The sequence below is a fragment of the Clostridium transplantifaecale genome, from assembly GCF_900626075.1.
Lineage (GTDB): Bacteria > Bacillota > Clostridia > Lachnospirales > Lachnospiraceae > Otoolea > Otoolea transplantifaecalis.
This window is the reverse complement of the sequence record NZ_UYZY01000008.1, coordinates 96901-121686: the sequence shown is the minus strand read 5'-3', so window position 1 is coordinate 121686 and position 24786 is coordinate 96901. Positions and strand designations below refer to the sequence as shown.

The 24786-nt window shown below is 48.4% G+C and carries 21 protein-coding genes and 1 pseudogene; 17 read left to right on the top strand and 5 right to left on the bottom strand.

The annotated features are described in order from the left end of the window. Nucleotides 1–55: 55 nt before the first annotated feature. Nucleotides 56–847, bottom strand: coding sequence for an ABC transporter permease (locus tag EJL91_RS22910; protein WP_125144297.1), 792 nt, complete (start codon nucleotides 845–847; stop codon nucleotides 56–58). 29 nt (nucleotides 848–876) lie between these two features. Continuing rightward, complete coding sequence (locus EJL91_RS22905; protein ID WP_125144296.1) at nucleotides 877–1638, bottom strand: ABC transporter ATP-binding protein; 762 nt, start codon at nucleotides 1636–1638, stop codon at nucleotides 877–879. Between the two features lie 195 nt (nucleotides 1639–1833). Between EJL91_RS22905 and EJL91_RS22900 the strand changes: the two genes are divergently transcribed. From EJL91_RS22900 to EJL91_RS22840, 13 genes and pseudogenes are all read left to right on the top strand, one after another. After that, nucleotides 1834–3288 (top strand): MATE family efflux transporter, encoded by a 1455-nt coding sequence (locus tag EJL91_RS22900; protein ID WP_125144295.1) that lies wholly within the window; start codon nucleotides 1834–1836, stop codon nucleotides 3286–3288. After that, nucleotides 3272–3877, top strand: coding sequence for a hypothetical protein (locus tag EJL91_RS22895; protein WP_125144294.1), 606 nt, complete (start codon nucleotides 3272–3274; stop codon nucleotides 3875–3877). The genes EJL91_RS22900 and EJL91_RS22895 overlap by 17 nt, the downstream gene beginning before the upstream one ends. Nucleotides 3878–4078: 201 nt before the next feature. Continuing rightward, the gene (locus EJL91_RS22890; protein ID WP_125144293.1) at nucleotides 4079–4915 is read left to right on the top strand and encodes a carbon-nitrogen hydrolase family protein; all 837 of its coding nucleotides are present in this window, start codon (nucleotides 4079–4081) and stop codon (nucleotides 4913–4915) included. Between the two features lie 17 nt (nucleotides 4916–4932). Next, a complete protein-coding gene (locus EJL91_RS22885) occupies nucleotides 4933–5460 on the top strand; it encodes a nitroreductase family protein (protein WP_125144292.1) in 528 nt (175 codons plus the stop codon). Nucleotides 5461–5794: 334 nt separating this feature from the next. Next, complete coding sequence (locus EJL91_RS22880) at nucleotides 5795–6262, top strand: ribosome maturation factor RimP (RefSeq protein ID WP_125144291.1); 468 nt, start codon at nucleotides 5795–5797, stop codon at nucleotides 6260–6262. A gap of 21 nt (nucleotides 6263–6283) precedes the next feature. After that, complete coding sequence (nusA, locus tag EJL91_RS22875; RefSeq protein WP_243125537.1) at nucleotides 6284–7507, top strand: transcription termination factor NusA; 1224 nt, start codon at nucleotides 6284–6286, stop codon at nucleotides 7505–7507. Nucleotides 7508–7574: 67 nt separating this feature from the next. Beyond that, nucleotides 7575–7850 carry an RNase P modulator RnpM gene (gene rnpM / locus EJL91_RS22870; RefSeq protein ID WP_125144290.1) on the top strand — a complete coding sequence of 92 codons (276 nt, stop codon included), beginning with the start codon at nucleotides 7575–7577 and terminating at the stop codon, nucleotides 7848–7850. Next, complete coding sequence (locus EJL91_RS22865; protein WP_125144289.1) at nucleotides 7837–8169, top strand: L7Ae/L30e/S12e/Gadd45 family ribosomal protein; 333 nt, start codon at nucleotides 7837–7839, stop codon at nucleotides 8167–8169. Before rnpM ends, EJL91_RS22865 begins: the two co-directional genes overlap by 14 nt. A gap of 49 nt (nucleotides 8170–8218) precedes the next feature. After that, nucleotides 8219–11599, top strand: a pseudogene (infB, locus tag EJL91_RS22860) (translation initiation factor IF-2); the annotation flags it as partial. Nucleotides 11600–11666: 67 nt separating this feature from the next. Continuing rightward, the gene (gene rbfA / locus EJL91_RS22855) at nucleotides 11667–12086 is read left to right on the top strand and encodes a 30S ribosome-binding factor RbfA (protein ID WP_125144287.1); all 420 of its coding nucleotides are present in this window, start codon (nucleotides 11667–11669) and stop codon (nucleotides 12084–12086) included. A gap of 71 nt (nucleotides 12087–12157) precedes the next feature. Further along, nucleotides 12158–13126, top strand: coding sequence for a DHH family phosphoesterase (locus EJL91_RS22850; protein WP_125144286.1), 969 nt, complete (start codon nucleotides 12158–12160; stop codon nucleotides 13124–13126). Continuing rightward, on the top strand, nucleotides 13123–14145 hold the full coding sequence (gene truB, locus EJL91_RS22845; protein WP_125144285.1) for a tRNA pseudouridine(55) synthase TruB: 1023 nt from the start codon (nucleotides 13123–13125) through the stop codon (nucleotides 14143–14145). Before EJL91_RS22850 ends, truB begins: the two co-directional genes overlap by 4 nt. A gap of 1 nt (nucleotide 14146) precedes the next feature. After that, nucleotides 14147–15076 carry a bifunctional riboflavin kinase/FAD synthetase gene (locus EJL91_RS22840; protein ID WP_125144284.1) on the top strand — a complete coding sequence of 310 codons (930 nt, stop codon included), beginning with the start codon at nucleotides 14147–14149 and terminating at the stop codon, nucleotides 15074–15076. A 59-nt stretch (nucleotides 15077–15135) separates the two neighbouring features. Here EJL91_RS22840 and EJL91_RS22835 read toward each other — a convergent pair whose 3' ends face one another. Next, nucleotides 15136–15555 carry a DUF3842 family protein gene (locus tag EJL91_RS22835; protein WP_125144283.1) on the bottom strand — a complete coding sequence of 140 codons (420 nt, stop codon included), beginning with the start codon at nucleotides 15553–15555 and terminating at the stop codon, nucleotides 15136–15138. 293 nt (nucleotides 15556–15848) lie between these two features. Here EJL91_RS22835 and carB point away from each other — a divergent pair, with 293 nt between their 5' ends. After that, nucleotides 15849–19061 (top strand): carbamoyl-phosphate synthase large subunit, encoded by a 3213-nt coding sequence (carB, locus tag EJL91_RS22830; protein ID WP_125144282.1) that lies wholly within the window; start codon nucleotides 15849–15851, stop codon nucleotides 19059–19061. A gap of 934 nt (nucleotides 19062–19995) precedes the next feature. On the opposite strand, the gene EJL91_RS22825 is transcribed toward carB, so the two are convergent. Beyond that, on the bottom strand, nucleotides 19996–20766 hold the full coding sequence (locus EJL91_RS22825; RefSeq protein ID WP_125144281.1) for a TMEM164 family acyltransferase: 771 nt from the start codon (nucleotides 20764–20766) through the stop codon (nucleotides 19996–19998). A gap of 381 nt (nucleotides 20767–21147) precedes the next feature. Here EJL91_RS22825 and EJL91_RS22820 point away from each other — a divergent pair, with 381 nt between their 5' ends. The 3 genes from EJL91_RS22820 to EJL91_RS22810 all read left to right on the top strand — a co-directional run bounded on the left by EJL91_RS22820 (nucleotide 21148) and on the right by EJL91_RS22810 (nucleotide 23665). Beyond that, nucleotides 21148–21990 carry a basic amino acid ABC transporter substrate-binding protein gene (locus tag EJL91_RS22820; RefSeq protein WP_125144280.1) on the top strand — a complete coding sequence of 281 codons (843 nt, stop codon included), beginning with the start codon at nucleotides 21148–21150 and terminating at the stop codon, nucleotides 21988–21990. A 243-nt stretch (nucleotides 21991–22233) separates the two neighbouring features. Next, on the top strand, nucleotides 22234–22926 hold the full coding sequence (locus EJL91_RS22815; RefSeq protein WP_125144279.1) for an amino acid ABC transporter permease: 693 nt from the start codon (nucleotides 22234–22236) through the stop codon (nucleotides 22924–22926). A 16-nt stretch (nucleotides 22927–22942) separates the two neighbouring features. Further along, on the top strand, nucleotides 22943–23665 hold the full coding sequence (locus EJL91_RS22810; RefSeq protein ID WP_206429543.1) for an amino acid ABC transporter ATP-binding protein: 723 nt from the start codon (nucleotides 22943–22945) through the stop codon (nucleotides 23663–23665). Nucleotides 23666–23849: 184 nt separating this feature from the next. Here EJL91_RS22810 and EJL91_RS22805 read toward each other — a convergent pair whose 3' ends face one another. Further along, complete coding sequence (locus EJL91_RS22805; RefSeq protein ID WP_125144277.1) at nucleotides 23850–24770, bottom strand: tyrosine-type recombinase/integrase; 921 nt, start codon at nucleotides 24768–24770, stop codon at nucleotides 23850–23852. Between the last annotated feature and the right edge of the window lie 16 nt (nucleotides 24771–24786).

Below are 24786 nucleotides of genomic sequence, written 5' to 3'. Positions count from 1 at the left end.
AGTTTTGGCTTTCTGAGCTGCCGGGATAAGATTCCCACATCTGCGAGAGTATGTTCTATTTCATCTTTTTCTCCAGTAACGTAATCCCCTGGTACAGTATCGCCGATACAATACAGAGAATCACAATGCTCATCACAACGAGATCCATCTTAAATACCTGGGAACCATAGATAATCAGATATCCGAGCCCTTTGTTGGCGGCGAGGAATTCGCCGATAATAACACCCACCAGGCAGAGTCCCACATTGACCTTCATATTGCTGATGATCAGCGGAACCGATCCGGGCAGCAGAACTTTTGTAAGAACATCCTTCCGCTTTCCGCCCAGGGAGTAAATCAGTTTAATCTGATCCGGATCCGTGTGGCTGAAACCGTTGTGAAGCGTCATAATGGCTCCGAATACGGCTACCGATACGGCGGCTACGATAATTGTCTTGATGTTATTGCCCAGCCATACGATGAGAATCGGGGCCAGGGCTGATTTAGGCAGGCTGTTGAGCATGACGAGATACGGCTCCAGAATATCGGAGAGGCTTTTGCTGGACCACAAAAGGATTGCCCCGAGCAGTCCGATAGCGACGACGAGAAAGAAACTGATCAGCGTTTCCATGATCGTAACACCTGTGTGTAAAAAAATACTGCCGTCCTTCACCATGCTGATAAAGCAGAGTACGATTCGGGACGGAGAGCTGAAGATGAAGTCGTTGATAATACCCAGTCTGGCACAGACTTCCCAGAGTACCAATAAAATAAAAAGAAGCAGAATGCGGCAGACTGAGACAAATCTGCGGCGGCGTTTCTGCCTTGCGATAAATTCCTGCTGGGCCAGGGTTTCATGTAATTCCATGAGACACCTCCTGATAGGGAAAAGAATTGTTAATTTTGAAGAATCTTCCAGACCTCGTTGAAATAACCTGAGAATTCAGGATCGTTTCTCCGTTCAAGAGGACTTAAATCCGGAGTGGAAAACGGGGTTGGCAGAATTCCTTTAATCCTTCCGGGCCGCTTTGAGAGAATGATAATGCGGTCGGCAACACTGACGGCCTCCGACAGATCATGGGTGATCAGGATGGCTGTCTTACCTCTTCCTCTGATAATTGTGCTGATATCATCGCAGACAGAGAGGCGTGTCTGATAATCCAGTGCAGAAAAAGGCTCATCAAGGAGAAGAATATCAGGCTCTAAGGCCAGGGTCCGTATGAGGGCGGCACGCTGCCGCATTCCACCCGACAGCTCGGACGGACGGGCATTTTCAAAGCTGCCGAGTCCATAGGAAGTCATCAGTTCCTGGAGAGTGTTTTTATGGCGTTCGTCCATTTTATGCTGGATTTCCAATCCAAGGGAGGCATTGGAGAGAATTGTGCGCCATTCAAACAGGTGATCCTTCTGGAGCATATAGCCGATCCTCACCTGACTCTCGGAGAGAGGGGTTCCGTCTATGAAAATTTTGCCCTCGTCCGGTTTGAGAAGCCCGCTGAAAAGGGAGAGGAGAGTGGATTTACCGCAGCCGGACGGCCCGACAATGGCAATAAACTCTCCGGTGTTTACGGTAAACGATATATTAGAAAGAGCCTGAGTTTCCCCATCCATCGAATGATAGGAATAACAAAGGCCTGAAACTTCCAGTTTTGGAATCATGTAACACCTCTTAAATATACTGGCTTTAGTTTAAGATATGTGGATTTTACAGGGACGTGAGGCCGTAAAGAGGGAATCACGATGATTTTTGGTTGCCGTGGCCTCCCGCGTGTAGTAAAATAATTACCAGAAATACAGGCCGGTTTTTACGCGGCTCTGTAAAGATACGGCCGTAGCCGGGAAAAGAGGCGTTACGTGGCAGTGACGGAGAAGAAATCAGGCAGCACGCCGGAGAAAACAGACAGGAAACAGGATTTTACGCAGGGCAATATTGTGAGGCAGATTGTGGCATTCACGCTGCCCTTAATCGCATCCAGCCTCCTGCAGGCCCTTTATAATATGGTAGATATGGTGATTGCAGGCCGTTTTGCAGGTCCTTCCGCTATCTCCGCCATCAACAATTCCAGTCAGATACTGGTGATCATCACGAAGATTGCCATCGGAATCACGACCGGCGGAAGTGTGCTGATTGGGCAGTTTTATGGAGGTAAAGACAGTAAGAGCAGGGAGGAGGCGACCGGGACGCTCGTATCCCTCTCTGCTATACTGGGCATTGCCTTCTCTCTGGTTCTGTATGCCATGTCCGGGGTAATCTTGAGGCTCCTCCAGGCGCCCGCCTACGACGAGGCGCTTGTTTATCTGAGAATCTGTTCCGCAGGAATGTTTTTCGTCTACATATATAATGCATTTTCTTCTCTGCTGCGCGCCGTGGGCGACAGCAGGACACCGATGCGGATTGTCATTGCAACGACGGTGCTGAATGCCGTATTAGATGTGATTTTTGTCGGAACTTTAAAAATGGGAGTGGCAGGCGCGGCACTTGCTACGGTGATCGCTCAGATACTCAGCGCCGTGCTCAGCCTGGCGGCCATTATAAGGGAAAAAGAGCTAATACGTTTTACATTCGATTTCCTGAAAATCAGAATAGGGATGCTGAAGGAGACTTTGAAGGTCGGAATTCCCAGCGCCGTTCAGATGACGATAGCCGGATTCTCCTGGCTGGTGGTGACCTTTCTGATTAACCGTTACGGCACCGATATTTCGGCCGGAAACGGAGTGGCGATCAAGATTAAAGATATGTGCCAGCTTCTGCTCAGCGCCATGTCTACGGGAGCGGTCTCCGTAATCGCACAGAACCTGGGCGCCCGCCTTTACGACAGGGCGAAAGAAGTTATGTATACAGCCATGAAGATGGCCCTGGTGGTTAGCCTTGCGACAATCGTCCTGGTGGAAATCGGAGGCCCCTGGCTGGCCGGAATTTTTACCGATGATCAGGTGGTAATCGCCAATGCGGTGCTGAATATGCGGATTGAGATTTTCGGTCAGGTTTTCTATGCAATCTTCCTTATTTATCATGCGATGATGATCGGTGCGGGCCATTCCACATTCGCGATGATGTCCAGCTTTACGAACTGCATTATCTTCCGGGTGATTCTGGCTGTTTCCTTCGAGAAGCTTTGGGGCCTGGAGGGGATTTACATTGCCTGCGCCATTGCGCCGTTTTCCTCGGTGCCGTTCGGATATTTATATATTAAGTCGGGAATCTGGAAGAGGAGCCTCATTAAGCAGCGTGGGAATAATGTGAGTGACGAGCGGGCAGAGGGGAGATCAGACAGAGAGACGGGTGGTGGAGATGAAAGAAATTATTGATTTTATAGAGGAAAATATAAACGGTAAAACGCTGTTTACGAAGGAGTTAGTTTACCAACTGGAAGATGGTGCGTTACAGGGCGTATACTCAGATCAAATATCCTTTTCTAATCTTAAATATTCTCAAAGCGGGTTTCAGTTGGATATGTTTATTGTATCAAACGAGAAGATCTGGCTCATGGGAGAGGATGGACAACGGGAGAAACTGCGGAAGGATTTCAGCGCTGTATCCCTGTTCCGTTTTGAACTGGCAGAGCGGAAAAGTACAAATGGAATTACAGGTTGTTTTCGCTTTATCTCAGCATCGGGGAAAAACGTGGCGGCTGAAGCTGTCATAAGTGGTATTTACGACGTCTGCCTGGAAAATGAAGTATTAAAATTAATGGAAGATCAGGCGCTGTATCGGGATCAGCCGGTACAGGGCGAGCGCTTCAAAACGGTTGCATTTCAATCGGAACACCGTTTTTACAGTAAAGACGGAAAACTGCACTATGAATACGACGGCAGATGTTTTGACGTAGATACAGAAACGATGCAGCGCAGCAGCAGCCCGGATACATTTCCTCCGTTTGTCTCAATTGAGAAGTGATCCCATCGTTTCAACCTAGCCGCGGGGAGAGGCTGTGAAAACGTTTGCTCTTGAATAACATCTGAACGATAGGCACCTGAAACGGCAGTTCCGGCAGTAAAAAAGAGCTTCATAAACAGTATAGTAAGGCCAATTATATCATTCCATAAATAAGGGAATAGTGATAATATAAAAATATGAAGAAACGGCAAGGAGGTACCAATGCGTAAATACATGATAGCAATGGTCCAGATGGACACGCAGAACGATAAAGGAGAAAACCTGAGGAAGGCAAAGGCCTGGATTGATGAGGCGGCATCTATGGGTGCAAAGCTGGTCTGCTTCCCGGAGGTCATGAACCTGATTGGCCGTAACGTGGGAGAAGGCGGAGGCAAAGAACAGATTCCCGGATATACCACGGAAGTCCTCTGCAGAAAAGCAAAAGAACATGGAATTTACATCCATGGAGGCAGCATAACAGAGGAGCGCCCCGGTGAAAAGCGTTCCGCCAACACCAGCGTCCTGATTTCTCCTGAGGGTGAAATCCTTGCAAGATACAGTAAACTCCATATGTTCGACATCACCCTGGCGGACGGTACGCCGTTTAATGAATCGGACAAGGTTCAGCCCGGGGAGGAGATTGTAACCGTTGAGACGGAACTGGGGATATTCGGCATGTCGATCTGCTATGATGTCCGTTTCCCGGAACTTTACCGCCTGATGGTGCTTAAGGGAGCACAGGTGATTTTTGTTCCTGCCAGTTTTACCATGCCGACCGGAAAGGATCACTGGGAGCCGCTTCTCAGGGCAAGAGCCATAGAAAACGGCTGCTATATTGTAGCGCCGGGGCAGATTGGAAAGAAACCGGCCTATGTGGCCTATGGAAACAGCCTTGTGGCCGATCCGTGGGGAACCGTGGTGGCCAGGGCCAAGGATGCGCCGGGCATTACCTATGCGGAAATTGATTTGGACTATCTGGATCAAATCAGAAAACAGATTCCTTCTTTGGAAAACAGGAGAACCGATTTATACAGCGTGAAAAATGCAAAAGAGAGTTGATAGGAAAGGGGAAACAGATGGAAGCATTACAGGCAATCAAAGAAAGAAAAAGTTATAGGAGCACTTTTAAACAGGAACCGATTCCGAGGGAGGATTTAAAGGAACTGGTGGAAGCCGGATTTCTTGCACCGTCGGGCTGTAATATGCAGACAACCAAATTTATCGCCGTGGATGATCCGGAGTTAGTAAAAAAGCTGGCCGATATCTACGGACATGAGTGGGCGGCCACAGCGCCCGCAGCGATTCTTTTACTGACAAAGCATACGGTTGCCCCGAGCGGGGAATCCTACCATATCCAGGACTTTGCCGCCGCCGCGGAAAACATACTGATCGCCGCCGCAGCCAAAGGATATGCAACTACGTGGATAGAAGGACAGCTTCACCACAACGGTGAGGACAGGAAGATGGCAGAACTGCTGGGAGTTCCAGAGGATCTGAATGTGGCCGTTTATATGCCAATCGGCATTCCGGCTTCCACGGTGCCTGCGGCAAAAAAGAAGACGTTTGAAGAGAGGGCATGGTTTAACCGATACGGTGAGAATTAGTTGAAGAAAGAGAACGCCGCCGCACCCCCCGGGTTATTTGTGACTTCTGTTACGCTCTACTCATAAAAAACACATCGCGGAATACAACCGGTGAACAGTATCGGATGCTGTTCCTTTCCCGCGCCGCTTTAGCGCGCTTTGCAGCGCTTTAAAAGAAAACCTTGCACTTTATACAGAAAGGTGTTATACTTAGCGAGATAACATAATAAACTGACTAGAGAGAGTGGACAGAAGTCCACTCTTTCACTTTGTTCAAAGTCCGGTTCGGGATGCTGCGGCGGAATGATGGGCAGCAGAGAAAAAGTCGGTTACCTGCTAAAAAGGTGGTGTAAATATGACAAAAAGAGAGCAATATGAAAAAAAAGTAGAATCGTGGCTGCTTCCCCTTCTGGAGGAACACCATTTTGAACTTGTGGATGTGGAATACGTCAGGGAAGTCGGAGTATGGTATCTTCGCGCTTATATTGATAAAGAGGGTGGAATCGCCGTTGACGACTGTGAGATTGTCAGCAGAAAGCTTGGAGAATGGCTTGATAAAGAAGACTTCATAGACGACAGCTACATTCTGGAAGTCAGCTCCCCCGGTCTTGGAAGACCGCTTAAGAAAGAAAAGGACTTTGTTAGGAATACAGGAAAAAATGTGGAAATAAAGCTCTACAAACCGCTTAACAAACAGAAAGAATACACAGGGGTTCTCAAAGCCCATGATGCAGATACGGTTACAGTTACATTAGAAGACGGCAATGATCTGGTGTTCGCAAAGACGGATATTGCTTTAATACGTCTGGCCTTTGATTTTTAGACGGTAGGAGGATAAAAGAAAATGAATAAAGAGTTGATTGAAGCGTTAAACGTGCTGGAGAAGGAAAATAATATCAGCAAAGATATTCTTCTGGAGGCAATTGAAAATTCTTTACTTACAGCCTGTAAAAACCATTTTGGTAAAGCAGACAATGTAAAGGTCACCATCAACAGGGAAACCGGTGATTTTTCCGTTTATGCCGAGAAGGAAGTTGTTGAGGACGTGGAAGATCCGATGCTGCAGATCAGCCTTGCGGAAGCAAAGATGATGAACGGCAGATACGATCTTGGCGATGTTGTCCATGTACAGATTAACTCCAAAGAATTCGGAAGAATCGCAACACAGAATGCGAAGAATGTGATTCTCCAGAAAATCCGTGAAGAAGAGAGAAAAGCGCTTTTCAATGACTGGTACTGCAAAGAGAAAGATGTTGTTACAGGAATAGTGCAGCGTTATGTAAACCGTAATATCTGTATTGACCTTGGAAAGATTGATGCCATTTTAAATGAAAGCGAACAGGTGAAGGGCGAGGTATTTAAACCGACGGAGCGCGTTAAGCTGTATGTCCTGGAGGTAAAGGATACGAACAAGGGGCCGAGAATCACGGTTTCCAGAACCCATCCTGATCTTGTTAAACGCCTTTTCGAGTCGGAAGTGGCGGAGGTAAGAGACGGCACAGTTGAGATTAAAGCAATCGCCAGAGAGGCAGGTTCCAGAACCAAGATTGCGGTATACTCCAACAACGAGGATGTGGATCCGGTCGGCGCCTGTGTCGGTCTTAACGGAGCAAGGGTTAACGCGATTGTAAGCGAACTTCGCGGAGAGAAGATAGATATTATCAACTGGGATGAGAATCCTGCCTACCTGATTGAGAATGCGCTCAGCCCGGCCAAGGTTATTTTCGTTGCCGCAGACGAAGATGCAAGAGAGGCGCAGGTCATTGTTCCTGATTACCAGCTTTCACTGGCAATCGGTAAAGAGGGACAGAACGCAAGGCTGGCTGCAAGACTGACCGGTTATAAGATCGATATCAAGAGCGAGACCCAGGCAAGGGAATCCGGACTTTTAGACGACCTGGAACTGGGATATGAGCAGGGCTTTGAGGGATATGCGGAAGAAAACTTTGACGGTTTCGGTGAAGAAGCTTATACAGAGGAGATAACTGCAGACGAAAACATTGAGACGGCAGCGGATACGGAGCAGGCCGTTCAGACGGCGGAGGATGCCGTCCGGGAGGAAGAATAAACTACCTGGAACAGTAAGATGTGACGCGCAGCTGAAAAAGAAAAAGAAGATTGGGAAGTGAGAAACGTTGAGTACAAAGAAGATACCGCAGAGACAGTGCATCGGGTGCGGAGAGATGAAGAACAAGAAAGAGATGCTCCGGGTGCTGAAAACAACCGACGAACAGATCATAATTGATGCCACAGGCAGGAAGAACGGCCGGGGCGCCTACATCTGTCCATCTATGGACTGCTATAAAAAAGCGGTGAAGAATAAAGGACTGGAGCGTTCTCTGAAGATGGCCATTCCAAAGGAAGTATATGAAGCATTGGAAAAGGAGATGGACAGCATTGGAGAACAATAAAAAGATATTTAACCTTCTGGGCCTGGCCACCAAGGCGGGGAAAACCGCCAGCGGCGAGTATATGGCTGAGAAGGCGGTAAAAAGCGGAAAAGCTCATCTGGTTATCGTATCGGAAGAGGCATCCGACAATACCAGGAAGATGTTCCTGAATATGTGTACTTACTACAAAGTCCCGATTTACTTTTTCGGAAAAAAAGAAGAGCTGGGGCATGCAATGGGAAAAGAGATGCGCGCATCTCTGGCCGTACTGGATGCAGGTTTTTCCAAGGCACTCGTGAAACAGATTGAGCTGAACGGAGGTAGTGAGTATGAGAGTTAACGAATTGTCGAAAGAACTGGGTAAAACCAATAAAGAAGTTTTAGAAATATTACAGAAGAATCAATTTGATGTCAAAAGCCACGCATCCAGTATTTCGGATGAACAGGCAGCTTTAGTAAAAAGAACGCTGTCGTCAGGGCATGCATCACATAAGGCGGCAACGCCGGTGACGGGGACTTCAAAACCAGGTACAGGAAAGGCGGAAACGAAGCGAGTGGAAGAAATTAAGAAAGAGCCAGTAAAGGCAGAAATAAAAGAAACAGAGACAAACGCGGCTAGCAGGGCGGAAGGAACGACTGAACCGCCGAAGAAGAGAATCGCGGCAGTATACCGTCCGCAGAACAGCACCCAGATGAGAAATAATAACCGTCCGGCAGGACGTCCCGCACCACAGCAGAAAGACAGACCGGTTCAGGCCCAGAGCGTTGCCGAGGCTGTAAAACCGGCAGCGCCGCAGAGCCAGCCGGCAGCGGCTCCAAGCCCGGCGGCAGCTCCAAGTCCGGCAGCAACTTCAAGTCCGGCAGCAGCTCAGGCTCCGCAGTCTCAGGCACCAGCGCCGCAGGTCAGCCAGGGAGGCTATCAGGGAAACCGCGACGGCCAGAGGACCGGAGGCTACCAGGGAAACCGTGACGGCCAGAGAACCGGAGGCTATCAGGGAAACCGCGACGGCCAGAGGACCGGGGGCTACCAGGGAAACCGCGACGGCCAGAGGACCGGAGGCTACCAGGGAAACCGCGACGGCCAGAGGACCGGAGGCTACCAGGGCAATCGTGACGGCCAGGGAGGCGGCTATCAGGGCAACCGCGGAGGCTATCAGGGTAATCGTGACGGTCAGGGAACCGGAGGTTATCAGGGAAACCGTGACGGCCAGAGAACCGGAGGCTATCAGGGCAACCGCGATGGTCAGGGAGGCGGCTATCAGGGCAACCGCGGAGGCTACCAGGGCAATCGTGATGGCCAAACCGGAGGTTATCAGGGAAACCGCGACGGCCAGAGAACCGGAGGTTATCAGGGCAACCGTGACGGTCAGAGAACCGGAGGCTATCAGGGCAACCGCGATGGTCAGGGAGGCGGCTATCAGGGCAACCGCGGAGGCTACCAGGGCAATCGTGATGGCCAAACCGGAGGTTATCAGGGAAACCGCGACGGCCAGAGAACCGGAGGCTACCAGGGCAACCGTGACGGTCAGGGCGGAGGCTACCAGGGCAACCGTGACGGCCAGAGAACCGGAGGTTACCAGGGCAACCGCGACGGTCAGGGCGGAGGCTATCAGGGCAACCGCGGAGGCTACCAGGGCAATCGTGACGGCCAGGGCGGAGGCTATCAGGGCAACCGCGGAGGCTACCAGGGCAACCGTGACGGCCAGGGCGGAGGCTACCAGGGCAACCGCGACGGCCAGAGAACCGGAGGCTATCAGGGCAACCGCGGAGGCCAGGGCGGAGGCTACCAAGGCAACCGTGACGGTCAGAGAACCGGCGCTCCAAAGCCGTCATTCGACGGACCTGTAGTACAGAAACCACAGAATAATAAGCAGAATAAGAACGCTTATAAGAGTGATAAATACGATAAGAAAAACCACGATGACGGAACACACGCAAAACAGGGCAAGGGCGGAAAGAATACCAAGGCTCCTGTACTGCAGCCACTGCCACGCAAGGAAGAGCCAAAGGTGGAGGTGGTTAAGACCATCATCATTCCTGAGGTGATTACGATCAAAGAGCTGGCTGAGAAGATGAAGCTGCAGCCGTCCGCAATTGTAAAGAAACTGTTCCTTCAGGGCAAAGTTGTCACAATCAACCAGGAAGTGGATTACAACCAGGCAGAAGAAATCGCCATGGAATTTGACGTACTCTGCGAGATGGAAGAGAAGATCGATGTCATCGAAGAACTGCTGAAAGAGGAAGAGGAGAATGAGGCAGATATGGCTGAAAGACCGCCGGTAGTCTGCGTAATGGGTCACGTTGACCATGGCAAAACCTCTCTTCTGGATGCGATCCGCCAGACCAATGTAACAGCCAAAGAGGCAGGCGGCATTACACAGCACATTGGTGCTTATATGGTTGAAATCAACGGACATCCAATTACGTTCTTAGACACACCAGGCCATGAGGCATTCACGGCTATGCGTATGAGAGGCGCCAAATCTACCGATATCGCAATTCTTGTAGTTGCGGCAGACGACGGCGTTATGCCTCAGACGATTGAGGCGATCAACCATGCCAAAGCGGCAGGCGTTGAAATCATTGTTGCAGTGAATAAGATCGATAAGCCAAGTGCTAACATTGAGAAAGTAAAACAGGAATTAATCGAATATGAACTCGTTTCAGAAGACTGGGGCGGCAGTACTATTTTCGTTCCCGTATCTGCCCATACCAAGGAAGGTATCCCGGAACTTCTCGAGATGATCCAGCTTACCGCCGAGGTGAAAGAATTAAAGGCAAACCCGGATCGTACGGCCAGAGGCCTTGTGATCGAGGCAGAACTTGACAAGGGCAAGGGTCCTGTTGCCACTGTTCTTGTCCAGAAGGGTACACTCCATGTAGGAGATCCGATTGCGGCAGGCGCCTGCTATGGTAAGGTACGTGCAATGATGGATGACAAGGGACGCCGCGTCAAAGAAGCGACTCCATCCACACCGGTCGAGATCCTGGGACTGAACGATGTGCCGAAGGCCGGAGAAGTATTTGTTGCAACTCCTAGCGAGAAAGAAGCAAGAAGCTTTGCGGAAACATTTATTTCCGAGGGTAAGAATAAATTAATTGAAGATACTAAGGCTAAATTATCATTAGACGATCTGTTCTCACAGATTAAAGCCGGAAACGTCAAAGAACTTCCTATCATCGTAAAAGCGGATGTACAGGGTTCGGTAGAGGCGGTAAAACAGAGCCTTGTCAAACTGTCCAACGAAGAGGTAATGGTAAAAATCATCCACGGCGGTGTCGGCACGATCAACGAGTCCGACGTCAGCCTGGCGGCGGCATCCAATGCCATCATTATCGGTTTCAACGTGCGTCCTGACGCTACGGCGAAATCCATCGCAGAGCGCGAGAAAGTGGATATGCGTCTGTACCGCGTAATTTACCAGGCTATCGAGGACGTGGAAGCAGCCATGAAGGGAATGTTAGACCCGATCTACGAGGAGCAGATCATCGGCCATGCCGTAGTGCGTCAGACTTTCAAGGCATCCGGCGTTGGAACGATTGCCGGTTCCTATATTCTGGACGGTAAGTTCCAGAGAGGCTGCAAGGTGAGAATTACCCGCGACGGCGAGCAGACCTTTGACGGCCCGCTGGCATCCCTTAAGAGATTCAAGGATGATGTCAAGGAAGTCAACGCAGGATATGAGTGCGGTCTTGTATTTGAGAAGTTTAACGACATCCAGGAAGACGATGTAATCGAGGCATACGCAATGGTAGAAGTTCCCCGCTAAGGGGAGCTCTGCCTGACTGATGACGGCGCCCGGCAATTTAGCACCGTTAGAAAGAGAGGCATGAAACATGCGCAAAAACAGCATTAAAAACACCAGAATCAACAGCGAAGTCCAGAGAGAACTGAGTGAGATTATCAGCCGTGAATTAAAGGATCCCAGAATCCATCCGATGACGACCGTCATTTCGGTTGAGGTAACCCCGGATCTGAAGTTCTGTAAGGCATATATCAGTGTGCTCGGCAATGAAGAAGCCGGCAAAGACACGATCCAGGGCCTGAGGAGCGCGGTGGGTTTTATCCGCACCCAGTTAGCCAGAAGAATCAATCTGCGCAACACTCCGGAACTCACCTTTATTCTGGATCAGTCCATCGAGTACGGTGTCAATATGACAAGGCTGATCAATGAAGTGACGGCGGGCCTGAGTGATGAAACACAGACGGAAGAGGAGATCGCAGAAGAAATTCCTGAGGAGGATTGCGAAGCGTAATCTATGAGTTACTGTTCACTCTGTGCACAGTAACATCCATGACACTGATTTAGCGGGAGATGATATAGAGGATGAGTAATTTATTAAATGAAGTACTTGACGGTGTGAACAGCGTTGTCCTTCTGGGACATCTCCATCCGGACGGCGACTGTGTCGGCACCTGTCTTGGAATGTATAATTATCTGTCGGAAAATTATCCGCAGCTTACCGTGGAGCTTTTTCTGGACCACCCGGCCGAGAAATTTTCTTATTTGAAAAATTTTGATCGGATTAAAACGGACTGGGAAGACGGGCGTACCTTTGATCTGTGCATCACGATGGACAGCAGCGATACGGAGCGGCTCGGCGTTTTCCTCCCGTATTTTGAGACGGCCGGAAAAACGTTCTGCATTGATCACCATGTGACTAATGCGGGGTTTGCAGAAAAGAACCATATTATTTCCACTGCCAGCTCCAGCAGCGAAGTTCTGTTTGGCTTACTGGCGGAGGACCGGATCAGTAAAGAGACGGCAGAGTGCCTCTACACCGGCATCGTTCACGACACAGGAGTCTTTAAATACAGCAACACCTCCAAAAAAACAATGGAAATTGCCGGTAAACTGGTGGATAAGGGACTGAACAGCGCTAAAATCATAGACGACAGCTTTTACCGCAGGACCTATGTCCAGAACCAGGTTTTAGGCCGTGCGCTTCTGGAAAGCTTTCTGTTCATGGACGGCCGCTGCATTTTCACTGCGCTGAAACAGAGGGAGCTGGATTTTTACGGAGCCGACAGCAATGATCTGGACGGAATTATCGACCAGCTCAGAATTACGGAAGGTGTCGAGTGCGCCGTATTTATTTATGAAAAAGAACCGCATGTATATAAGGTAAGTATGCGCTCCAACGATTATGTGGACGTCAGCAAGATCGCATCCTACTTTGGAGGAGGCGGACACGTGCGGGCAGCCGGATGCACGATGAGCGGCAGCGCCTACGATGTGCTGAATAACCTTTCAAAGCATATTGAACAGCAGATGAAAGAGCATGAAGACAAATGATCCATGGAATAATTAATATCTATAAAGAACCGGGATATACGTCCCATGACGTGGTTGCAAAACTGCGCGGGATTTTAAAACAGAAAAAAATCGGTCATACGGGAACACTCGATCCGGCAGCGGAGGGAGTGCTTCCCGTATGTCTCGGAAAAGGTACAAAACTCTGCGACATGATGACGGATAAGAGAAAAACTTACCGCGCCGTCATGCTGTTGGGTATCGAGACCGACACGCAGGATACGACCGGTACCGTGCTTTTTGAGAGAAGCACCGGAGAGCTGACGGAAGAACAGGTCAGGGAGGCCGTGCTGGGATTTATCGGCCATTACGAGCAGATCCCTCCAATGTATTCCGCATTGAAGGTAAACGGCAAAAAACTCTATGAGCTGGCCCGCCAGGGAAAAGAAGTGGAGAGAAAAGCCAGGCCGGTGGAGATCTACAGTCTGGAAATCGAGAACATGGATCTTCCGAGGGTCACGATGAGCGTCAATTGTTCCAAGGGCACCTATATCCGCACATTGTGCCACGATATCGGTAAGGCGCTCGGATGCGGCGGCTGCATGGAAAAGCTGGTCAGGACAAAGGTGGACCGCTTTGAGATTGCAGAAAGTTTACGCCTCGATGAGGTAGAAAAACTTGCCGCTTCAGGACGGCTGGACGAAAAGATTGTTCCGGTCGATCAGATGTTTTCTTCCCTGCCGGAATTCATTTCCCAGGGGGAGGAACTGGACAGGCTGCTGCACAACGGAAACTTTTTCTCCCGGGATTTTATTCCGGGAACGCTTGTGGATGAGTGGATGCAGAAACTTCAGGGCGATCCGGAACATGCGGCGGAAAAAGTGGAGGATGCTAAAACCATAGAAGCCGGAGTAAGCCGCGGCAGCGCTGAAGAAGACGGTACCGCACAGGAACTGCGGATCCGTGTTTATGACAGCGGCCGCCGTTTCGTAGGGATTTATTCGTACGTTGAGGAAGAAAACAAGTGGAAACCAAAGAAGATTTTTCTGGGAGGAGATTGAGATGCAGTACATTACCGGAACCAGAGAATTTCATATAGAAGAACCGACCGTTGTCACGCTGGGTAAATTCGACGGCCTTCACAGAGGCCATCAGAAGCTGCTGAGCGAAGTATTCCGTTTCAGGGAAAAGGGATATAAGACAGCCGTTTTTACATTTGAAACGGCTCCCGGGACTCTGATGAAGGGAAAACTTCAGACGATGATCACGACGAATGCCGAACGGAGGGAGAACCTTCAGCAGGCAGGGATTGACTATCTTGTAGAATATCCGTTTAATCAGGAAGTGGCGCATATGCAGCCGGAGGAATTTATTTCTCTTATCCTCACAGGCCAGATGAAGGCAAAAGCTATTGTTACCGGTACTGATTTCCACTTTGGATATCAGCGGCAGGGTGATGTGGAACTCCTAAAGAAGCTGGCATCCAAATACGGCTATGAGATGATCGTCGTAGATAAAGCGCTGGATGGCGAAAGAGAGATAAGCAGTACTTATATCAGGGAGGAACTGGCCGCAGGCAATATTAAGAAGGCTAATGAACTTCTTGGATACACTTATATGATCCATGGCCGTGTGATCCACGGCAGGCATCTGGGTTCCACCCTCGGTTTTCCAACTGTTAATATCGAACCCAGAGAGCAGAAGCATCTGCCTGCCTTCGGTGTCTACCTGTCCGAGGTGGTGATAGACGGCGGGCATTACAAGGGAATCACGAATATAGGAAGAAAACCTACGATAGAGGGACAGCACCCGGTTGGGGTGGAGACTTATATTTATGATTTGAACGCAGATCTGTACGATAAATGGATCGAGGTAAGGCTGACGGACTTCATCCGCCCGGAACTTAAATTTTCCGGTGTGGAGGAGCTGAAGGAGAGAGTGCTGGCCGATAAAGAGGCGGGACGGAAAATGCATGAGAGAGCAGCAAGATAAATGATAATAGAGAGAGCCGGAAGATTACATCATATAATGTACCTTCCGGCTCTTTTATTTTATGTATTTAAAATCCATTTGCCGACTTCTTCACAGACAAGCTTTATGTATCCGCTCAGGGACATGTCGCTGCATCCCACAACCGTATGGTGGCAATGCTGGCTGACCGGGATCAGGATCTTGTGGGCGCGGCTGCTTCCGATAGCGGAGGACATCGCCGGTGTAATCTCACCGAGCAGGGAATCTGCGATGACGATTCCCAGGGGACCGATAATAATATCAGCGTCCCGGCAGGCGACGAACACGGGATTTTCTCCGGTTGCGCCCTGGTCGGCCCCTGCCTTCAGCATGGCGGAGGTGGCGATACTGTTGGTACCGATGGCGGTTAGAGGCAGATCCGGGTATGTATGTTTTAACTGTTCCACTACTGTTTTACCCATCCGGCCGCCCTGGCCGTCAATCACCACGATTTTTTTCATAAAAATTGACGAATCCTTTCCGCTTTTTAAAATAATACCCCAGTATATTTTTACCAGCATATCATAAAAAATGTCAAAAGGGAAGAGAAAAACATGTTTTTTTGGTTTACAAGGCGGAACTTTTCTATTATAATCTTGATAATGCCTTACTGGGGCCTTTAACAAGATAAAGGTTCCGAACGGCTTTTGAAGAGCGTCCGTCTGACGGACCTTTGTAGATAACGGTGACCTGTACGCGGAGCGTGCGGCTTATCGCTGAAAATGTAAACTGCAGACAATGAGAGGGAAAAAACATGAGGAGAAACGACATTCACAAAGTGATGATTATCGGTTCCGGTCCAATTATTATCGGACAGGCATGCGAGTTCGATTATTCCGGAACTCAGGCGTGCAAGGCGTTAAAAAACCTTGGTTACGAGATTGTACTGGTAAACTCTAATCCGGCTACGATTATGACGGATCCGGAGACAGCAGATGTGACCTACATCGAACCACTTAATGTTGAGAGATTGACACAGATCATTGATAAAGAGAGACCGGACGCATTACTTCCGAATCTGGGAGGACAGTCAGGTCTTAACCTTTGTTCTGAACTGGCAGCAGCAGGTGTTCTTGATAAATATAATGTAAAAGTAATCGGAGTTCAGGTTGATGCAATTGAGCGTGGTGAGGATCGTATCGAATTCAAGCATGCAATGGAAAGCCTGAATATCGAGATGGCAAGGAGTGAAGTTGCCTATACGGTAGAAGAAGCTCTTGCAATTGCCGACAAGTTAGGTTATCCGGTTGTTCTTCGTCCGGCTTATACGATGGGCGGCGAGGGCGGCGGCCTTGTATATAACGTAGAAGAATTAAAAACAGTCTGTGCGAGAGGCCTTCAGGCCAGTATGGTTGGCCAGGTGCTCGTCGAAGAATCGATCTTAGGCTGGGAAGAATTAGAGCTGGAAGTTGTACGTGATTCTAAAAACAATATGATTACCGTTTGCTTTATTGAAAACATTGATCCTCTTGGCGTTCACACCGGCGACTCATTCTGCTCCGCACCAATGCTTACTATTTCAGAAGAAGTCCAGAAACGTTTACAGGAAAAATCTTATAGAATTGTTCAGGAGATCGAGGTAATCGGCGGAACGAACGTGCAGTGGGCGCATGACCCGAAGACAGACCGCGATATCGTAATTGAGATTAACCCGAGAACATCACGTTCCTCAGCGCTGGCATCCAAGGCAACAGGATTCCCGATTGCCCTTGTATCGGCTATGCTTGCAACAGGCCTTACCCTGGATGAAATCCCATGCGGCAAATACGGCACACTGGATAAATACGTTCCATCCGGCGACTACATTGTTATCAAATTCGCACGCTGGGCATTTGAGAAATTCAAAGGTTCCGAAGATAAATTAGGTACTCAGATGAAGGCCGTAGGCGAAGTCATGAGTATTGGTAAGACATATAAGGAAGCTCTTCAGAAGGCAATCCGAAGCCTGGAGAGAGGATGCTACGGCCTTGGCCATGTGAAAGATTTAGATCAGAAGAGCAAAAAAGAACTTCTGTCCATGCTTCACGTACCGACCAGCCAGCGTCAGTTTATCATGTATGAGGCTCTGAGACAGGGCGCGACCGTTGATGAACTTTTCGAACTGACAAAGATTAAACACTATTTCATCGAGCAGATGAAAGAACTGGTGGAAGAGGAAGAAGCTCTGATGCAGTATAAGGGCCAGGTTCCTCCTGTGGAAGTGCTCCGCCAGGCTAAACTCGACGGATTTGCAGACAAGTATTTAAGTGAAATCCTGGAAGTTTCCGAAGAAGATATCAGAAATGCCAGAACAGCGGCCGATATCGTGGAAGGCTGGGAAGGCGTTCACGTAAGCGGAACGGAAGATTCTGCTTATTACTACTCCAGCTACCATATTAAAGATGAGAGCCCATGCAGCGACAATAAGAAGATTATGATTCTCGGCGGCGGCCCGAACCGTATCGGCCAAGGTATCGAATTCGACTACTGCTGCGTTCATGCTGCAATTGCACTGAAAGAGCTCGGTTTTGAGACAATCATTGTAAACTGCAACCCGGAGACGGTATCCACAGACTATGATACCTCCGATAAGCTTTACTTTGAGCCTCTGACACTGGAAGATGTATTAAGCATCTACCACAAAGAAAAACCTCTGGGCGTTATCGCGCAGTTCGGCGGACAGACACCGCTTAATCTGGCAGCCGACTTAAAGAAATATGGTGTGACAATTCTCGGAACAACACCTGAGACAATCGACATGGCGGAGGACAGAGACCTGTTCCGCGATATGATGGATAAATTACACATTCCAATGCCTGAGTCAGGTATGGCTGTCAATGTAGACGAGGCTCTTGTGATTGCAAACCGCATCGGTTATCCGGTAATGGTACGCCCTTCCTACGTTCTCGGCGGACGCGGAATGGAAGTTGTACATGATGACGATGCCATGACATATTATATGAAGGAAGCTGTCGGCGTCACTCCGGACCGTCCTATTCTGATTGACCGTTTCCTGAACCATGCGACAGAGTGTGAGGCAGACGCCATCAGTGACGGAGTGGATGTATTCGTTCCGGCCGTTATGGAGCACATTGAGCTTGCCGGAATCCATTCCGGAGACTCAGCCTGCATCCTGCCGTCCAGAAACCTGACAAAAGATCAGGTGGACACCATCCGCGACTACACAAGCCGTATCGCAAAAGAAATGCACGTTGTCGGCCTTATGAATATGCAGTATGCAATTGAAGACGGAGAGGTTTATGTACTTGAGGCCAACCCAAGGGCATCCAGAACCGTTCCGCTGGTTTCCAAGGTCTGCAATATCAAGATGGTAAAACTGGCAACCGATATTATGACTTCCCACCTGACGGGAAGACCTTCACCGGTTCCGACACTGACCGAGAAGAAGATTCCTCATTACGGAGTAAAAATGCCGGTATTCCCATTCAAGATGTTCCCGGAGGTTGACCCGGTTCTGGGACCGGAGATGCGTTCCACAGGAGAAGTTCTAGGAATGTCCGCGAACCTGGGCGAGGCGATTTACAAAGCACAGGAGGCAACACAGACAAGACTTCCAAGCTCCGGAACCGTGCTTTTAAGCGTCAACGATATGGACAAGCCTGAACTGATTGAGGTTGCAAAGGGATTCTATGACTGCGGCTTCAAGCTGATGGGAACAGGCAGAACATACGATATCATGGCAGCCGCAGGACTTCCTGCAGAAAAGATTGCCAAGATTGACGAGGGCCGTCCGAATATCCTTGATAAAATTACGAACAAGAAGGTTGATATTATTATCAATACTCCGGTAGACAAAAAGGGAATGGGAGACGACAGCTATATCAGAAAGGCAGCCGTTAAGGGTAAAATTCCTTACTTCACCAACATGGCGGCCGCAAAGGCAACTGTCCAGGCTCTTAAGACTATTACAAAGAACGGGGATATTGAAGTGAAATCACTTCAGGAGTTCCATAAAGAAATTAAATAAGCATTTGCTTTGAATTATGATAACCCGCATGAAATACCTTGCCGATTCGATAAGGCAGGTGTTTTGTGCGGGTTCTATTAGAGTGAGGGTTTAGTTGAGATGCGAGGACGCCTCTGTAAGACGGCGGACGGGGGAGTGGGAGGTTGTGTATGAGTCTTCAGTCCCGGTTGGTAGGGGGTGGTGAGGGGAATCCGGAGAAAAAAATTCCTACGGGGACTCGCTCCCGCTTGTGAAGCGCACAGCGGATGCTAAGCTCGAAAGGACCTCGCTAAGCACCGGCGGGCTTCAAGGTCTCCCTTCGGAAAGTTTTTCTCCTCCTTCCCCGGGCAGATTGTCGACGGGACTGAAGACTCAGGGAAGGTTATTGCCCCGTCCGCCGGCTTCAGGGGCTGATTGTCTCTTTCGTTAAGTGGGGAGAGCGTATTGTCGCATCCACTATATCCTTGTGATGCTTTTACATTCTGATGACATTTTAGGCTGCATAAAAAGAGTATCCGAATAAACACTCTAAGATTATAAGATTATAAGATTACACAGTTTCATAGTGAATAGAATATAGTTTTTAGGCATCCTTAGGCATTCTGAAAAACGTAGTGGCAGCGACAAGCGCCTCCCCCATTGAAGAAATAGGACCGATCAGCCGCCGCAGGCCGGGGGCCGGACCGCTATCCTGGCTGAGTCTTTCGTCCCGGCCATAACCTTCCTGCGGGGAAGAAGGGAGAAAAAGATTCCGGAGGGAACCTGGAGTTCATTGGTACTTACCGAGGTTTTTTCGAGGTTAGTACCATTATGTACTCCAAAGAGCGCGAGCGTTTCCCGCAGGAACTTTTTCTGCCCGGATTCCCCGCCCGCGACACCCTAACGCCCGGGACGAAAGACGCATCGATCCCCCTCACCACCCCGGCCCCTAGCCTGACGGCGGCGTCCTCATTTCTCAATCAAATCCCCATATAGCTCGGCGCCGGTATCCAATATGAAGAACAAAAGCGCCGAACACGATCGTACCCAGATAACTCAAATCCCCCGCCATAATCCCAAAGCGGTCTGCTATTATAGAAAAAACAGGCTGCGTTGTAGGATAGTACGGCGTGATGTAAAACATATCCGGGTACCCGTAGGGACTTGCCAGGATATTGATGGCGGTCGCAACGAGACAGCACACCAGAAAAATTCCGGTAGCCCCCGCCAAGCCGCGGTACGACGCAGTCCCCATATCGGAAAAAAGAATCAGCAGCCCGATGAAAACAAGGACAATATGCCAAAGAAAAGAGTGGAGGGTGAGAGTCCAGTAGGGATGCATCATTCCATAGGGCGCCGCAAAGACGAGGATGCTGCCCGGCAGATTGTAGCTGTACATAAAGGTGCAGAGAATACGCTGCCATTTCCCTCCCGTTTTTCCCATAAAGGGCAGAAGAAGGCAGAGATACATCGGGATACTGCAGAGCTGGAAGGGGAAATACCACCAGTCATAGTTATGGTGATTAACCACGTAGTAGAGGAAAAGCTGTTTATAGCATTCCGATAAGGCAAGCAGTATTCCCATTATAAATAAAATTACGACCCTTGAGGAATGAGGAAGATGTCTGAGGCGCCAGGCTAAAAATGCCGCGGCAGCCAGGCCGAATATGGTAAAGCAAATATGAAATGCGGAAAAAGGCAGCGGCGGAGTCATAGGCCAGGCCGTTTTTAACAACCAGTCCTCCATAAAAACACCTCACTTTCTGGTATTACATTTTCACAGCTTTTTGCGGCCAGATGTAATCGTATCTGATGTGTTACTAGCTTGTAGTATAAACCTAAACGTGATATTTGCCAATAGTTGTAAATCATAGGGGGCTTTTTGCATAAAAATTCATAAACTTCTGGAAAAACGTAAAAAAAACCGAATTAGCACTTGATTATTTTCTAAAATACGTTATAATGAATTACTAGAAAACAAAATCTATATTTATACATATTTAATGCATAAATTTCACTTCTTAAACGGAAGAATCAGGGAAGTGACCCGGAGGATTAACAGCAGAATACCTCAGGTAATGTATAATAAATCAATTTATGCATCCGATATGACAAGAGGAGGATAATTATGAAAAAACAGTTTTTAGCTTTAGCAATGGCAGCAATGATGGCGGCATCTCTCGCAGGATGCAGTTCGAAACCGGCAGAGACAAAGGCTCCTGAAACAGCAGCAGAGACACAGGAAGCAGCTGGTGAGACAACAGAAGCAGCAGATGAATCTGCTGAAGAGACAAAAGAAGAGGCAGCGGCAGGCGGAGTGCTTGTAATGGGTACCAACGCAGAGTTCCCTCCCTATGAATTTTACGAAGATAACGATATCGTAGGTATCGACGTTGAGATTGCAAAGGCAATCGCTGAGAAGATGGGCATGGAGCTTCAGATTGAAGATATGGCATTTGATGCAATCATTCCTGCAGTTACAAGCGGCAAAGCAGATTTCGGCGCAGCCGGCATGACAGTAACGGAAGAGCGTCAGAGATCCGTAGAATTTACAGACACATATGCAAACTCCAACCAGGTTGCAATCGTAAAAGAGGACAGCGACATCGCAGGTTCCGCTGATCTGGAAGGAAAGACAATCGGCGTACAGCTTGGAACTACAGGCGACGCACTTGCAACAGAGCTTAAAGATGCAACAGTAGAGCGTTACAATAAAGGCTTAGAGGCAGTTCAGTCTCTGACACAGGGCAAGATTGACGCAGTTGTAATCGACCAGGCCACTGCTCAGGCATTCGTTAAGAAGACAGAAGGAATCAAGATTCTGGAAGAGAAGATGTCGGAAGAAGAATACGCAATTGCAATCAAAAAAGGAAACACAGACCTTGTTGAGAAAATGAATGCTGCAATCGCTGAACTGAAATCAGAAGGAAAAATTGACGAAATCGTTGCAAAATACATGGATGCAGAGTAAAATATAAATTGCAGCCTGTATAAAAAAGTATTAAAAGGTCCGAAGGCAGTAACAGCCCGGCGGATAGAAATATAAATTAATGTACAAAGTAATATGGAGGCTGGCAACAGCCTCCATAAAATAACGCTGAAAGAGTAAGATATCGTTCAATGAACAGATATCACTAAAAGAATACAAAAGTGCTGAATGTTTGATGATCCGGATAAAGCAGTTAATAACAGATGACAGATAAGGAAAAAAGATATGTGGCAGAAATTCACTGAGGATTTTTATTTTAATTTTATTGAGAAGGACCGCTGGCTTTACCTGGTAGACGGCCTCAAGATTACGCTCACCGTAACATTGATGGCAGTAATTCTCGGTATTGCTATTGGTCTGATCGTGGGTGTAGTCCGTTCTACTTACGAGAAGACACACAAACTGAAAATACTCAATTTCATATGTAATCTGTATCTGACGGTGATCCGCGGTACACCTGTCGTAGTTCAGTTGATGATTATTTACTATGTCATCTTTGGAAGCCTCAGGGTGGACAAGGTTCCGGTTGCCGTACTTGCCTTTGGTATTAACTCCGGCGCTTATGTGGCTGAGATTTTCAGAAGCGGTATTATGTCCATCGACAATGGACAGTTTGAAGCCGGGCGGAGCCTGGGATTCAACTATCCCCAGACAATGTGGTATATTGTAATGCCCCAGGCGTTTAAAAATATTCTGCCTGCGCTATGTAACGAGTTTATTTCCCTGTTGAAAGAGACATCGGTTGCGGGCTTCATTGCCCTCCAGGATCTGACAAAGGGTGGAGATATCATCAGAAGTATCACATACAGTGCGACGATGCCGCTGCTTGCCGTCGCCGCCATTTATCTGATTATTGTAATTATATTTACCCAGCTTATCAAATGTCTGGAAAGGAGGCTGAGGCAGAGTGAACGATAATTATTTTGAACAACCTCTGATTCAGGTGAAAAATCTGCAGAAAAGCTTTGGCCCCAATGTAGTTCTGGACGGAGTAACGGTGGATATTTATAAGGGAGACGTCGTTTGTGTCATCGGCGCTTCCGGTTCCGGGAAAAGTACTTTTTTACGCTGCCTGAACCTTCTCGAAGAGCCAACAGGCGGACAGATCTTATTTGAAGGCACAGATATCACGGACAGAAAAACCGATATTAACAAACACCGACAGAAAATGGGAATGGTATTTCAGCAGTTTAACCTTTTCCCACATATGACAATTCTTGAAAACCTGACATTGGCGCCAATTAAACTTCAGGGAAAGAAGCGGGAGGAGACCGAGGCGGAAGCTATGAAGCTCCTGGAACGTGTCGGCCTTCAGGACCGCGCCGGCGCATATCCCAACCAGCTTTCAGGCGGCCAGAAGCAGCGTATTGCGATTGTCCGTGCACTTTGCATGAAGCCGGATGTGATGCTGTTTGATGAACCGACATCGGCGCTGGATCCGGAGATGGTCGGAGAGGTGCTGAGCGTTATGCGTGATCTGGCAGAGGAAAAGATGACCATGGTCGTTGTAACTCACGAGATGGGATTTGCCAAAGAAGTGGCGACACGCGTTATGTTTATGGATGGAGGAAACTTTGCGGAGGAGAATGAACCGAAGGAATTTTTTGAACATCCTAAGAGTGAGAGATTACAGGCGTTTTTAAGCAAAGTGCTGTAAAACGTTCTATATAATTTATGTAACAGGCAGAACTCCGGGAGAGAAATTCTTCCGGAGTTTTTCCGTAGCAGCTGTAAGAGATAGCTTGAAACAGGTGTTTAGTGAAGCACATCCCAACGGGTGCCTTCCGGATTTGTAGTTCACAGATAATAATTAGCCAGTCTATAATTCACGAGTCTACAATTCACCAGGTAATAATCCGGTCCAGCAGAGCTTTCTGCTCCTGGCTGGACCGCGTGAGGTAAATACGGGTGGTCTCTATACTGTCATGTCCCATCAGGTCGGCAAGCAGAGAGATGTCGTTAAAACGTTTTAGGAAGTTCTTGGCAAAACGGTGGCGGAATGAATGGGGATAAACGGTCTTGGGGTTGATTTTATAGAGCTTGGCAAAATGTTTCAGGCGAAGTTCTATGCCGCGCGATGTAATCAGGTTACCGTGCCGGTTTAGAAAAATAAATCCGCTTTTGATGCCCTTTTCCATAAACCATGGGATTGCTTCCGCACAGAGGCTGCGGGGGAAATACAGACGCCGTATTTTTCCCCCTTTTGTGTAGAGATCCAGGTATCCGAGACGTAAATCTTCTATTTTAATCTGCAGCAGTTCGCTGACCCGGGCTCCGGTGGCGCCCAGAAAGCGGATGACAAAGTACCAGTACATATTCCCGTCATTTTTCAGCCTTTTTTTCATTCGTTCATAATCTCTCTGGGAAATCACAGTATCCAGATAGCTTTTTTTTTGCTCTTTTACTGACTGCATCCTGTAGGAACCGTCCCTTGTCTTCTTGACGGAATTTAAGTCTACCGGTTCCTGGGGGGCTGAATATTCCGTATTGGAGAGCATTAATGAAAAGGGGAGCTGCCCGATTTCCTGCAGATAACTCAGGTAGCGGTTCATTCCATAGATTCTTGCATTGACGGTGTTAAACTGATAATTTTTTAAAAGATATTCCCTGTAACTCTTCAGGTTTTCTACGGAAAGCTCATAGTCAAGTGAAAAAAAGAGGGAGACGGAACAGGTATACGAGGTGATGGTCTTTGCAGATCGCCCCTGTTTTTCAAGATGCACCCTGAAACCGTCCAATGAATTTTCGAGCAGTTCTTGCATAAATAACTCCTTTAGT